This window comes from Citrobacter sp. XT1-2-2, assembly GCF_023516235.1.
Classification (GTDB): domain Bacteria; phylum Pseudomonadota; class Gammaproteobacteria; order Enterobacterales; family Enterobacteriaceae; genus Citrobacter; species Citrobacter werkmanii.
On sequence record NZ_CP097324.1, the window covers coordinates 2557886 to 2571490 of the forward strand.

The window sequence follows — 13605 nt, forward strand, 5'->3', positions numbered from 1 at the left end:
AAAAACGGCCTCCGCAGAGGCCGTCTTACTTTTAGCTAACGATTACAGCGCTTTCAGAATCGCATCCACGCTGGCCTTGGCATCGCCAAACAGCATATGGGTGTTTTCTTTAAAGAACAGCGGGTTTTGTACGCCAGCATAGCCGGTGTTCATTGAACGTTTAAACACGATAACGTTCTGCGCTTTCCACACTTCCAGCACTGGCATACCGGCGATCGGGCTGCGTGGGTCATCCTGCGCCGCCGGGTTTACCGTATCGTTGGCGCCAATAACCAGTACGGTATCGGTGTCGGCGAAATCATCATTGATTTCATCCATTTCCAGCACGATGTCATATGGCACTTTGGCTTCCGCCAGCAGCACGTTCATATGACCCGGCAAACGCCCTGCTACCGGGTGGATCCCGAAACGCACTTTGATGCCGCGGGCACGCAACTTCTCAGTGATTTCCGCCACCGGATATTGCGCCTGAGCCACAGCCATACCGTAGCCCGGAGTGATGATCACGGAATGCGAGTTCTTCAGCATTTCTGCTGTGTCTTCTGCATTAATCTCCCGGTGTTCACCCACTTCTTCATCAGAACCCGTAGATGAGCCATCAGAACCAAAGCCGCCCGCAATAACGCTGATGAACGAACGGTTCATTGCTTTACACATAATGTAAGACAGGATCGCACCGCTCGAACCTACCAGCGCACCGGTAACGATCAGCAGATCGTTGCTCAGCATAAAGCCCGCCGCCGCCGCCGCCCATCCGGAGTAGGAGTTGAGCATTGAAACGACTACCGGCATGTCTGCACCACCGATGGACGCCACCAGATGCCAGCCAAAAGCCAGCGCAATAATGGTCATCACCAGCAGCGCCAGAACCTGCAGGCCAACGCTTTCAGTACGAACAAACACCACCAACAGCAGGAAGGAAACGACCAGCGCCGCGAGGTTCATTTTGTGACGGTTTGGCAGCATCAGCGGTTTAGAGGAGATCTTGCCGCGCAGTTTGCCAAAGGCCACCACGGAACCGGTAAAGGTCACCGCACCGATAAAGATACCGAGGAACACTTCTGTCAGGTGAATGTTCACCAGAATCGGTTCCAGGCCCGTGTCGTGATACAGGTAGCTGTTAAAGCCCACCAGTACCGCCGCCAGACCAACGAAGCTGTGCAGAATCGCCACCAGCTCCGGCATCTCGGTCATCTCGACTTTTTTCGCCAGGCGGATACCAATCGCGCCGCCGATGATCATCGCTACCAGGATCCAGGCAACATTGCCGGTATCCGGGCCAAAAATCGTCGCAATCAGCGCAATCGCCATCCCGGCGATACCGTAGTTGTTACCCTGCTGGGAGGTTTCGTGTTTCGAAAGTCCCGCCAGGCTGAAAATAAACAGGATCGCGGCAACAATGTATGCAGCTGTAACTAATCCTCCAGACATATGTTACCCCTTAGTTTTTCCGGAACATTTTCAGCATGCGCTGAGTCACGGTGAAGCCACCGAAAATATTAATGCTGGCAATAAGCACCGCGATAAAGCTCAGGAAACTCACCCAGCCACCCTGGCCAATTTGTAACAACGCGCCGACAACGATAATCCCGGAGATGGCGTTGGTCACAGACATCAGCGGAGTATGCAACGCGTGCGACACATTCCAGACCACGTAGTAACCCACCACGCAGGAAAGCGCGAACACCGTAAAGTGACCGAGGAACTCTTTCGGGGCGACGTCGGCAAGCCAGCCAAACAAAATGACTACCAGCGCCATCAGCGCATATTTACGCCATGGTGAAACCGGTTTTTTCTCTTCTTTCGGCGCGGGAGCCGCTTTTGGCGCAGCCTGCGGCTGAGCTGAAACCTGGATCGGCGGCGCAGGCCAGGTGATTTCACCCTCACGAACCACCGTCACGCCACGCACCACCACGTCGTCAAAATCAACGGTAATGTTGCCGTCTTTCTCTTTGCACAACAGTTTGAGCAGGTTGACGAGGTTGGTACCGTACAGTTGGGAAGACTGCGTCGGCAGACGACCAGGCAAATCGGTATAACCGATAACCTTCACACCGTTCTCGGTGGTGGTCACCTGGTTAGGCACGGTATATTCACAGTTACCGCCGTTTTGCGCGGCGAGATCGACAATTACACTCCCCGCTTTCATCGAATCAACCATTTCACGGGTGATCAGTTTCGGCGCAGGCTTACCCGGGATCAATGCCGTTGTAACGATAATGTCGACATCTTTTGCCTGAGCGGCGAAAAGCGCCATCTCGGCTTTGATGAAGGCTTCGGACATCACCTTAGCGTAACCGTCGCCGCTGCCCGCCTCTTCTTTAAAGTCCAGTTCGAGGAATTCAGCGCCCATACTCTGAACTTGTTCTTTCACTTCCGGACGGGTGTCAAAAGCACGGACGATAGCGCCCAGGCTGTTTGCCGCCCCGATCGCCGCAAGCCCTGCCACACCCGCACCAATCACCATGACCTTGGCAGGCGGAACCTTACCCGCGGCGGTGATCTGTCCGGTAAAGAAGCGGCCAAATTCATGGGCGGCTTCAACAATGGCGCGATAGCCGGCGATATTCGCCATCGAGCTTAAGGCATCAAGCGACTGCGCACGCGAAATACGCGGGACGGAGTCCATCGCCATCACTGTCACATTGCGCTCTGCAAGCTTTTGCAGCAGTTCCGGGTTTTGCGCAGGCCAAAGAAAACTCACCAGCGTCGTGCCCGGATTAAGCAAGGGAATTTCCGCCTCTTCCGGTGCATTGACCTTCAGAATAATCTCTGACTGCCAGACAGCATTGCCGTCAACAATTTCTGCGCCTGCCTGCACAAACGCCTTATCGTCAAAACTCGCCAGTTGACCTGCGCCGCTTTCAACCGCGACGCTAAAACCCAGCTTTAGCAGCTGCTCAACCGTTTTCGGCGTAGCTGCGACACGGGTTTCATTGGTTAACCGTTCTTTTGGTATGCCAATTCGCATAATGTTCCCTTCCATCTGTATTTTTGATGATGGTTTATCAATGTTTACAAGAGGCATGCGCGCACTCTCGAAAGAGGTCAGTGTTACCTCAATAAAATAAAACAGTAACAAACTCTGTATAACCTACTGAAAATGGAGCCTGTGATCTAGCGCCAAAAAACAGTATTTATTATGAAATTCGCAAAACAGGGATGAATTCGCCAGCAGACAGGGATAATGCCCTTTAAATAGCCCGCAATGGCTGATAATTCGCTCAAGCGAAGCGGCAAAACATGATTAAGCGCCACCAGAGAACAATTGATTAACATTAAATTAACTTATGAAATTCAACTGTTTTATCAGTTTTAGCCTCCAAACGCTGAATTTTTGGACATATCACAAAATGTTATCGACACTGTTACACCCTGTGGCACGATGAGTGAAAAATGACGCAGACACTGACACAATTTAAATGCAATAATCAGCGACGTTTCTAGTCAATAACAATACCAGTACCTGGTTTGCGCAAGGCGAAGGATTATTTTTATGAAGCTTAAGAACACTCTCCTGGCGTCCGCACTTATTTCTGCGACTGCTTTTTCTGTAAATGCAGCGACAGAATTGACGCCGGAGCAAGCTGCTGCCCTGAAACCCTATGACCGCATTGTGGTTACCGGTCGTTTTAATGCGATCGGTGACGCGGTGGATGCCGTATCACGTCGTGCAGATAAAGACGGTGCAGCCTCTTTTTATGTTGTTGATACCTCAGATTTTGGCAGTGGCGGTAACTGGCGCGTTGTAGCCGACATCTATAAAGCCGACGCTGAAAAAGCGGAAGCATCCAAAAACCGTATTATTAACGGTGTGATGGAGTTACCTAAAGATCAGGCCGTTCTGATAGAACCTTACGATACCGTTACGGTACAGGGCTTCTACCGCAGCCAGCCTGAAGTGAATGATGCCATCACCAAAGCGGCGAAAGAAAAAGGGGCTTACTCCTTCTATATCGTTCGCCAGGTCGATGCCAACCAGGGTGGTAACCAGCGTATTACCGCATTCATCTATAAAGCGGATGCGAAAAAACGCGTAGTACAAAGCCCTGATGCAATCCCGGCTGATTCTGATGCCGGTCGCGCCGCATTAGCTGCAGGTGGTGAAGCCGCGAAGAAAGTTGAGATCCCGGGCGTTGCGACTACCGCATCTCCGAGTGCTGAAGTTGGCCGCTTCTTCGAAACGCAATCCACCAAAGGTGGACGTTACACCGTCACGCTGCCTGATGGTACGAAAGTTGAAGAGCTGAACAAAGCGACTGCTGCCATGATGGTTCCGTTCGACAGCATCAAGTTCACCGGTAACTACGGCAATATGACCGAAGTCTCTTATCAGGTTGCCAAGCGCGCAGCGAAGAAAGGCGCGAAGTATTATCACATTACTCGCCAGTGGTCAGAACGTGGTAACAACATGACCATCAGCGCTGATCTGTATAAGTAATATCCTATGCTTTATCAGGCCTGCAGCGGTTGTAGGCCTGATAATTTTCCCTTGTTAAGCCCTCAGCCCGAACAAAAAACACGAATATTAAGACAACTTTTCACACTATTAGTCACAAATCTCTCTATCCCCATTGCATGCGTTCTCTTCTCTCCGTAAAATCCCGCGCCTTAGTGGCTTTCACCATTTTTATGCGGTTTGCCAAAATAATTATTCTCTCACTCTCGTTTTAGTAACTGGATACAAATGGAAAAGAAATTGGGTCTGAGCGCACTGACCGCGCTGGTTCTAAGCTCAATGCTCGGCGCTGGTGTTTTCAGCCTGCCACAAAATATGGCGGCGGTTGCCAGCCCGGCTGCATTACTGATTGGTTGGGCGATTACCGGTGCGGGTATTTTGCTACTCGCCTTTGCCATGCTGATCCTGACGCGTATCCGACCTGAACTGGACGGTGGCATTTTTACCTACGCGCGCGAAGGTTTCGGGGAACTGATTGGCTTCTGCTCTGCATGGGGATACTGGCTATGCGCCGTTATCGCTAACGTTTCGTATCTGGTTATCGTCTTCTCTGCGCTCAGCTTCTTTACCGATACGCCGGAATTACGCCTTTTTGGCGATGGTAATACCTGGCAGGCTATTGTTGGCGCATCAATGCTGCTGTGGATCGTCCATTTTCTGATACTGCGTGGGGTGCAAACCGCAGCCAGCATAAACCTGGTCGCGACCCTGGCCAAATTGCTGCCGCTTGGCCTGTTTATCGTGTTGGCGTTCATGCTGTTTAAGCTCGATACCTTCAGTCTGGATTTTACCGGCGTCGCGTTGGGCGTCCCCGTCTGGGAGCAGGTCAAAAACACTATGCTCATTACCCTTTGGGTATTCATCGGTGTGGAAGGCGCAGTGGTGGTTTCCGCCCGCGCACGAAACAAACGCGATGTCGGACGCGCCACGCTGCTGGCGGTGCTTGCCGCGCTGGGCGTTTATCTGTTGGTCACCCTGCTGTCGCTGGGTGTTGTCGCGCGTCCAGAACTGGCAGAAATCCGCAACCCATCAATGGCCGGTCTGATGGTAAAAATGATGGGGCCATGGGGCGAAATTATTATTGCCGCGGGTCTGATTGTCTCCGTTTGCGGTGCCTATTTGAGCTGGACGATTATGGCAGCGGAAGTGCCATTCCTCGCCGCTACCCACAAAGCGTTTCCACGGATTTTCGCGCGTCAGAATGCGCAGGGTGCGCCATCCGCGTCGCTGTGGCTGACCAACATCTGCGTCCAAATCTGTCTGGTGCTGATCTGGCTCACAGGTTCCGACTACAATACGCTACTGACTATTGCCTCAGAGATGATTCTGGTGCCCTATTTGCTGGTCGGCGCATTTTTGCTGAAAATCGCTACCCGTCCGTTGCATAAAGCCGTCGGTGTCGGTGCGAGCATTTATGGCATATGGTTATTGTATGCGTCAGGTCCGATGCACCTGCTGCTGTCTGTGGTGCTATATGCGCCGGGACTACTGGTTTTCCTTTATGCCCGTAAAACACACGCGCATGAAAATGTATTAAAACGTCAGGAGATGGCGCTGATCGGCCTGCTGCTTATTGCAGCAGTTCCGGCGACCTGGATGTTGGTGGGGTAACGCTATCCCCATCGTTCGCGAAACCTGGAGATTACGATGGGTAAAAAGCCCCCTTTGCCGATACTTATCACTGGAGGAGGTCGTCGCATCGGCCTCGCCGTCGCATGGCATTTTCTCAATCAAAGACAGCCAGTTATTGTCAGCTATCGGACGCATTACCCGGCCATTGATGGCTTGTGCGAAGCTGGTGCGTTGTGTATCCAGGCTGACTTTTCTACCGATAAAGGCGTGTTAGCCTTTGCCGATGAGGTTAAAAGGCAGACGAACGGTTTGCGCGCCATTGTGCATAATGCCAGTGCCTGGGTTGCAGAAAAGCCGGGCACGCCGCTAACCGAAGTGCTGTCGGCCATGATGCAGATTCATGTCAATACGCCCTACCTACTCAACCACGCCCTGGAAGGGTTGTTACGCGGTCACGGACATGCAGCCAGCGATATTATCCATTTTACGGATTATGTTGTGGGGCGTGGCAGCGACAAGCACATCGCTTATGCTGCCAGTAAAGCGGCGCTGGACAATATGACTCGCTCGTTCGCCCGCAAACTGGCGCCGGAAGTCAAAGTGAATGCGATTGCCCCCTCGCTGATCCTGTTCAACGAGAGTGACGATGCTGAATATCGCCATCAGGCTCTGAATAAATCACTGATGAAAACGGCGCCCGGTGAAAAAGAAGTCATTGATTTAATTGACTATCTATTGACCAGTTGCTTTGTCACAGGACGTAGTTTTGCCCTTGATGGCGGGCGTCATCTGCGTTAATGCAGTTTAATCCAACAAAAAATCAGCAACCACGCGCTCAGGCTCCAGCACACTACTGACCCGCCGAGCGCGACGGGTAAGCGCATAAAGCCGGTGAAATACCACAGCGAAACGAGGTAGACAAAATAGGGAATAATCGACCACATGCTGAATACAATGGTGGTACGCAACGCCTCGATTCCACGCTCACTGGCCACGATATAATGGGCAATCAACGCGAATGTCGGGAACAGCGGGATTAATCCAGCAATATAGTAATTCTTTGTTTTAGCGAGCAAACCAATCAACACCACCACCAGCGCACCCAGCGCCGCTTTGATAACGAGTCCCATTACCCTGCCTTAACACATCAATAACATCAGTCCCTAGCATAACGGAAGCAATCTTGTTTAGAAAAGATTAATGGAAGGAAAAACGAGGGCGGTGTATGTTGGCGTTTTATATTCAAAATGAATGATATGAACACCATTGTATTTGTTGAAGATGATCCTGAAGTTGGCTCGCTGATTGCCGCCTATCTGGCCCGGCATGACATTGAGGTTATTCTTGAACCTCGTGGTGATTTGGCCGAGGAGAGAATCCTGCAAGTTCAACCCGATCTGGTGTTATTAGATATCATGCTGCCGGGCAAAGACGGGATGACAATCTGCCGCGATTTACGTGGACGCTGGCAGGGTCCGATTGTTCTGCTGACCTCTCTGGACAGCGACATGAACCATATCCTGGCGCTGGAAATGGGGGCCTGCGACTACATCCTTAAAACAACCCCTCCGGCCGTACTGCTTGCGCGGCTACGCCTGCATTTGCGTCAGAGCGAACATTCAGCCCAGTCTAAAGGTATTCAGGCAGCGACCATCACGCCGCACACAACGCTACGCTTTGGTACACTCGCTATCGACCCAACCAACCGCTCCGTGCTACTCGGCGGCGAGCAAGTCTCTCTTTCCACCGCCGATTTTGAATTATTGTGGGAGCTGGCGACTCATGCCGGGCAGATTATGGACCGCGATGCGCTGCTGAAGAACCTGCGCGGTGTAAGCTATGACGGTATGGATCGCAGCGTTGATGTGGCGATTTCCCGATTACGTAAAAAACTGCTTGATAACGCCACTGAGCCCTATCGAATCAAAACGGTACGCAACAAAGGTTACCTGTTTGCACCGCACGCCTGGGACGACGAGCCACAGAAATAGTGCCATCAGGCCGGTCTCGCAGATCGGCTGGATTTATCACAATACGTTACACCGTCACGAAAAATTGTTTACAGAACAGGCATACAACCGCTACCCGGCTAGTTTCCACATTTTTTGTGTGGCTGCTAACTTCCCCCCTCTCTATAATCCGTTGCGGTCCTGAACCTTATGGTTCAGGTTTATTTCGCAATAACAAAACTCTTTCCGGCATTTCAGGTGCTGAATGAGGCAAGAGGCTACAATATGTTCGTTACGCTCGCGTATATCGCGTTCTTTTTGGTTTGTTCATGGGCAATTTTCAGAATCAACCAAAAAAGTCACTCTCTTTCAAAAAGTGTCTTCATCGCTATTTTTCTTGGTGCCGTTATCGGCTTATCCCTGCATCTCATTGCTGCCGACGACAGTAAAACAGTGATCGGTTGGTATAACGTTATCGGCAATGGCTATGTGAATTTACTAAAGCTGGTTGCGGTTCCGCTGATTTTCATCTCTATTCTCTCAGCCATTAATAAGCTCGAAAATAGTGCAGGCATTGGGAAAATGTCATTAACCATCGTCGGATGCATGCTCTGCCTGGTAATGATTGCCGGATTTATTGGGCTACTGACTGCGCATGTATTAGGTCTGGACGCCAGCGCATTTGTTCATATGCAGTCCACGCTGACGGCGGATGATGTGAGTAAAACTGCCGCCATTTCACTACCAAAACTGATGACCTCCCTGATCCCCACGAACATTTTCCTCGATCTAACCGGTGCCAGAAGTGTTTCCGTCATAGGCATTGTTATCTTCACGCTACTTGCCGGCGTGGCATTATTAAAGGTCAAACAAGACGCCCCGCAAGAAGGTGAAAAATTAAGTGCCGGCATTAACGCCATCCAGATTTGGGTGATGAAGATGGTACGTATCGTTATTGCCCTCACCCCTTATGGCGTGATGGCATTAATGGCAGGCGTATTTTCCGCGTATCGACTTGAACAATTTGCCAGTCTGTTAGGCTTTATTGCAGCCTGTTACCTTGCCATTCTGATGATGTTTATCGTCCACGCGCTAATACTGGTGCTGAGTGGCAATAATCCGGTTCACTATTTTAAAACCGTCTGGCCAGTATTAACCTTTGCCTTTGTGTCACGCAGCAGTGCGGCATCTATTCCACTGGCTATTACCGCGCAGGAAAAGTTTGGCGTGCAAAACACCATTGCCAATATTGCGGCCTCATTCGGCTCCAGCATGGGTCAAAACGGCTGCGCCGGGATCTATCCGGCTATTATGGTGGCGATGATTGCGCCAACTATTGGCATTGATCCGCTATCGGTGCATTTTTTGCTCGCCATGCTACCTGCGATTGCGCTGGGTTCTATCGGAGTGGCGGGCGTTGGTGGCGGCGGAACATTTGCTGCGCTGATCGTCCTTTCAACGCTGAACTTCCCTGTCGCGCTGGTGGGGATTTTCATTGCTATCGAGCCTGTCGTTGATATGGCCAGAACGGCACTCAACGTGAATGGTTCGATGATGTCAGGCGTACTGGCTAACAGGCTCCTGAAAAAAAGAGCAGAAGAACCGCAACGCGTGAACGCGAATTAATCAGCCTTCCAGTAAGAACTAAGCCTTCCTGTAAACGGAAGGCTTTCTTTTGTGTCAACTGAATGTCAGTCCGTCGTATTTTTTCCAACGGTAATTCACGGCAGAAATAATCCAGCAGCAGATAAAAACGCCAATAATCACAAAGCCGACATTGCCCATATGCTCACTCAAATTGCTGACGGTATCCCATAATCCTCCCTGGAGTGAAAATGCGTCAGAGAGAAGTCCCAACGCCTCCAGTCCACCGATAAATAGCGCAACAATCACCGAGGTTCCGGTGATGGTCATATTGTAATAAAGCTTGCGCTGCGGCTTATTAAACGCCCATCCATAGGCCTCAACCATCAGGATGCTGTCAAGGCAATCAATCAGCGCCATCCCGCAGGTAAACAGCGCCGGGAAAACTAATATTGACCAGACCGACATGCCACTGGACGCGCTTGAAGCGGAAATACCCAGCAGAGAAATTTCAGTGGCGGTATCAAAACCCAGACCAAACAGAAAACCGACAAAATACATATGCCAGTCTTTACCTACCAGGCGGAAAGCTGAGCGAAAAATCCAGTTCAAAGGACCTGAAACCGTAATATTTTCCGTGTTGCCAGCGTAAGTACCGGTGCGTTTAAGATGGCGAAAAGCCTTCCAGACATGGCAGAAGATAATGAGATTGATAGTGGCCAGAATCAGCAGAAATGCGGCAGAGACCGTGGTACCGATAAGACCGCCGACATTCTGAAACCATGTCATATGCTGCTTAAAAACGCTGGTGGTCAGCGCAATGCCAATGCTTGCCAGCACAACAATGGTGGAGTGACCAAGGGAAAACCAGGCTCCCGTCGTCAGGGCGCGTTTTTTCTGCTGCATCAGTTTGCGCGTCGCGCTATCTATAGCAGCAATATGGTCGGCATCCACGGCATGGCGCAAACCATAGCACCACGCGATTAGACCCAGAGCCAGTAACGACGTGTTGTTGCTAAACGCGGTGAAAGCCCACAGCCACGCCACAATGTTTGCCCCGATGAGTAAAACCATCAACGAAATAATGTTTGGGCGTTTTTTTAATATTGAAAACAATGCGTTCATTGTTTCCAGCCTGTCAAATTTGCGCTAAACAACACACTACACCGCCGTTCATTGATTGATTAATAAAACGTTTACCAGGCTAATGATAACTCTTAAGAATTACCAACCCAGTGTCATAGATCAAAGTTGATTACCACTGATGCGAGTTCCGCCATCGCTCACTCCGCTACGCACAGGGGTATATAGTCGCGTTGTCCCCCTCTTACAAAAACCGGCTTTAACTCCGAAATCAAGAATCAGGCATTGAAGCATTCCGCAGAAGATTATGGGCCAGAGCACTAATGGGCACATTCTTATGACTCCGTGTGCCATGCTGATTGTGGTTGTTAAATGAGGAAACGCGATGATTGTTTTATGCAAAGCCTGCGGGACATCCTATGAGAAAACGGATTCTCATCCACAACATTGCGCTATCTGTAATGATGAACGCCAGTATGTCCCCGCGACAGGGCAGAAATGGATCGATTTTTCCGCCCTTTGTGCTTCACATACAAATAAGTGGCAACAACACAACGGCGATCTTCTCAGCATCCGCACCGTTCCTGATTTTGCGATTAATCAGCGGGCATTTATTCTACGTACTCCCGAGGGCAATATTCTGTGGGACTGTATTGCTACGCTCGATGATGCCACGAAAATGCTAATAGCGTCTCTGGGCGGGCTTAAGGCTATTGCGATATCACACCCTCACTACTACACAACGATGCAGGACTGGGCTGCAGAATTTAACGCCCCGATTTACCTCCATGCCAGTGATAGCGAGTGGGTGATGCGCAACAGCCCGTGGATTAGATTTTGGCAAGGCGACACCCTTGAACTCGCCCAGGACGTCAGTGTGATACGACTGGGGGGACACTTTTCCGGCGGCTGTGTTTTGCACTGGGCACGAAATGAAGGCCTGGTGCTTTCCGGCGACATCGTTCAGGTCACACCAGGGACGCATGCCGTCTCCTTTATGTGGAGTTACCCCAATATGCTGCCGCTGCCAGCCGCAACGGTCAGCGACATCACTCACCGCCTGAGTACGGTAAAATTTAAACAACTCTACGGCGCATTTGAGGGAAAAGATATTAAGGACAATGCCGATGATATCGTACGCCGTTCAGGCGAAAAGTATATCTCCTGCCTTAGATAATCGGGCCGTTTACTCTCTCCCTCACTCAGGAAGATGAAAATGGATAGAACTGATAAACCGCCCCCATCAGCGAGAGACTGACTATCACGCTAATAACAAAATAGGTTTTGAATGGCTGCTTTTGTGTTTTATGGCGGAAAATTTGTTGACCCGCTATCGCGCCCCCCCACCCGCCAACAACACCAAACATCAGCAAAGTAGACTCAGGCACCCTGCGCCAGGCCTTACGAGCGGCCATTTTGTCGAGGCCATATAGCGCCATCGTCAGTATATTGGCAACTATTAGCCACATAACCACAGGTTGTGCGGTGAAAATACAGCCTATTGCTGCGAAAATGAGTAGCAAATAACAACAACGATTGAAATTCATATTTTTATATCACAACAATTTTGAGAGTATCAGTACGCATTATATTGCGTATTCGGTGATTTTATATGAAGAAGCTGTTTGTACAGTTTTATCTCCTGCTGTTTGTCTGCTTTCTGGTGATGACCTTGCTGGTCGGCCTTGTATACAAATTCACCGCAGAACGCGCGGGCAGACAGTCGCTCGACGATTTAATGAAAAGCTCGTTGTACCTGATGCGCAGTGAACTGCGCGAGATCCCACCACGTGACTGGGGTAAGACGCTAAAGGAGATGGATTTGAACCTCTCTTTTGATCTGCGCGTTGAACCGCTGAATAAATACACGCTGGATGCCCCAACCATGCAGCGCCTGCGCGAAGGCGATATTGTCGCGCTTGACGATCAGTACACTTTTATTCAACGAATCCCGCGCAGCCATTACGTGCTGGCCGTCGGCCCGGTACCCTATCTCTATTTTCTGCATCAAATGCGCTTGCTGGACATCGCGCTGATGGCGTTCATTGCTATTTCGCTGGCCTTCCCGGTGTTTATCTGGATGCGCCCCCACTGGCAGGAAATGCTCCGACTGGAAGCCGCAGCACAACGTTTTGGTGAGGGGCATCTGGGCGAACGCCTCCATTTTGATAACGGTTCCAGTTTTGAGCGTCTTGGTGTGGCGTTTAACCAGATGGCGGACAATATCAATGCGCTGATCGCCAGTAAAAAACAGCTTATTGATGGTATTGCCCATGAGCTTCGGACTCCACTGGTACGCTTACGTTACCGACTGGAGATGAGTGAGAACCTCACCGAGCAAGAATCTCAGGCACTGAATCGTGATATCGGCCAGTTGGAAGCGTTGATCGAAGAGTTACTGACCTACGCCCGGTTGGATCGCCCACAAAATGAATTGAAGCTTAGCGTACCCGACCTGCCCCTTTGGCTGACAACCCATCTTGAGGATGTGCAAAGCGTCAATCCTGACCATGAGGTGCGGCTACGCCATCTTCAGAGTGGCGACTACGGTGCATTGGATATGCGCCTGATGGAGCGTGTGCTGGATAATCTGCTGAATAACGCCCTGCGCTATTGCCAGTCGACGGTACAAGCCAGTCTGCAGCTGGACGGCAACCAGGCGACACTGATCGTGGAAGACGACGGTCCGGGTATCGCACCTGCGGCGCGTGAACAAGTTTTTGAGCCATTTGTACGCCTCGATCCCAGTCGTGACCGGGCGACCGGTGGTTGCGGACTTGGGTTAGCCATCGTCCATTCGATCGCATTGGCTATGGGCGGTACGGTCGTCTGCGATGAAAGTGAACTGGGCGGGGCTCGTTTTTCTTTCAGTTGGCCCGTCTGGCATAACATTCCTGAATTTCCCTCTGCTTGACCCATGCCGCTCGGTGGTCAGGCGGCAAATGTTGTGTTATAAAA

12 protein-coding genes are annotated in these 13605 nt (G+C 50.8%); 7 read left to right on the forward strand and 5 right to left on the reverse strand.

Annotation, left to right across the window (positions count from 1 at the left end):
- Nucleotides 1–42: 42 nt before the first annotated feature.
- Both pntB and pntA read right to left on the reverse strand, forming a co-directional pair.
- The gene (gene pntB, locus M4I31_RS12170; protein WP_038640472.1) at nt 43–1431 is read right to left on the reverse strand and encodes a Re/Si-specific NAD(P)(+) transhydrogenase subunit beta; all 1389 of its coding nucleotides are present in this window, start codon (nt 1429–1431) and stop codon (nt 43–45) included.
- 10 nt (nt 1432–1441) lie between these two features.
- Nucleotides 1442–2971: a Re/Si-specific NAD(P)(+) transhydrogenase subunit alpha gene (pntA, locus tag M4I31_RS12175; protein ID WP_085049552.1), complete on the reverse strand. Its 1530-nt coding sequence runs from the start codon at nt 2969–2971 to the stop codon at nt 1442–1444.
- Between the two features lie 525 nt (nt 2972–3496).
- On the opposite strand from pntA, the gene ydgH reads away from it, so the two are divergent.
- From ydgH to folM, 3 genes are all read left to right on the forward strand, one after another.
- Nucleotides 3497–4441: a DUF1471 family protein YdgH gene (ydgH, locus tag M4I31_RS12180; RefSeq protein ID WP_069324179.1), complete on the forward strand. Its 945-nt coding sequence runs from the start codon at nt 3497–3499 to the stop codon at nt 4439–4441.
- A gap of 246 nt (nt 4442–4687) precedes the next feature.
- Complete coding sequence (locus M4I31_RS12185) at nt 4688–6070, forward strand: amino acid permease (protein WP_069324180.1); 1383 nt, start codon at nt 4688–4690, stop codon at nt 6068–6070.
- A 36-nt stretch (nt 6071–6106) separates the two neighbouring features.
- Complete coding sequence (folM, locus tag M4I31_RS12190; RefSeq protein ID WP_085049345.1) at nt 6107–6829, forward strand: dihydromonapterin reductase; 723 nt, start codon at nt 6107–6109, stop codon at nt 6827–6829.
- Here the strand turns inward: folM and M4I31_RS12195 are convergent.
- The gene (locus M4I31_RS12195) at nt 6826–7161 is read right to left on the reverse strand and encodes a GlpM family protein (RefSeq protein ID WP_032939759.1); all 336 of its coding nucleotides are present in this window, start codon (nt 7159–7161) and stop codon (nt 6826–6828) included. The genes folM and M4I31_RS12195 overlap by 4 nt on opposite strands.
- Before the next feature lie 126 nt (nt 7162–7287).
- On the opposite strand from M4I31_RS12195, the gene rstA reads away from it, so the two are divergent.
- The gene (rstA, locus tag M4I31_RS12200) at nt 7288–8022 is read left to right on the forward strand and encodes a two-component system response regulator RstA (protein ID WP_170973237.1); all 735 of its coding nucleotides are present in this window, start codon (nt 7288–7290) and stop codon (nt 8020–8022) included.
- Nucleotides 8023–8265: 243 nt separating this feature from the next.
- The gene (locus M4I31_RS12205; protein WP_069324184.1) at nt 8266–9606 is read left to right on the forward strand and encodes an L-cystine transporter; all 1341 of its coding nucleotides are present in this window, start codon (nt 8266–8268) and stop codon (nt 9604–9606) included.
- Nucleotides 9607–9660: 54 nt separating this feature from the next.
- Here M4I31_RS12205 and M4I31_RS12210 read toward each other — a convergent pair whose 3' ends face one another.
- Nucleotides 9661–10689: a HoxN/HupN/NixA family nickel/cobalt transporter gene (locus M4I31_RS12210; protein WP_085049347.1), complete on the reverse strand. Its 1029-nt coding sequence runs from the start codon at nt 10687–10689 to the stop codon at nt 9661–9663.
- A 343-nt stretch (nt 10690–11032) separates the two neighbouring features.
- Between M4I31_RS12210 and M4I31_RS12215 the strand changes: the two genes are divergently transcribed.
- Entirely contained in the window at nt 11033–11824 is a 792-nt protein-coding gene (locus M4I31_RS12215; RefSeq protein ID WP_085049348.1) for an MBL fold metallo-hydrolase, read from the forward strand.
- A 25-nt stretch (nt 11825–11849) separates the two neighbouring features.
- Here M4I31_RS12215 and M4I31_RS12220 read toward each other — a convergent pair whose 3' ends face one another.
- A complete protein-coding gene (locus M4I31_RS12220) occupies nt 11850–12194 on the reverse strand; it encodes a DUF1294 domain-containing protein (protein WP_085049349.1) in 345 nt (114 codons plus the stop codon).
- 65 nt (nt 12195–12259) lie between these two features.
- Between M4I31_RS12220 and rstB the strand changes: the two genes are divergently transcribed.
- Nucleotides 12260–13561, forward strand: coding sequence for a two-component system sensor histidine kinase RstB (gene rstB / locus M4I31_RS12225; protein WP_038640455.1), 1302 nt, complete (start codon nt 12260–12262; stop codon nt 13559–13561).
- The last annotated feature ends 44 nt before the right edge of the window (nt 13562–13605 follow it).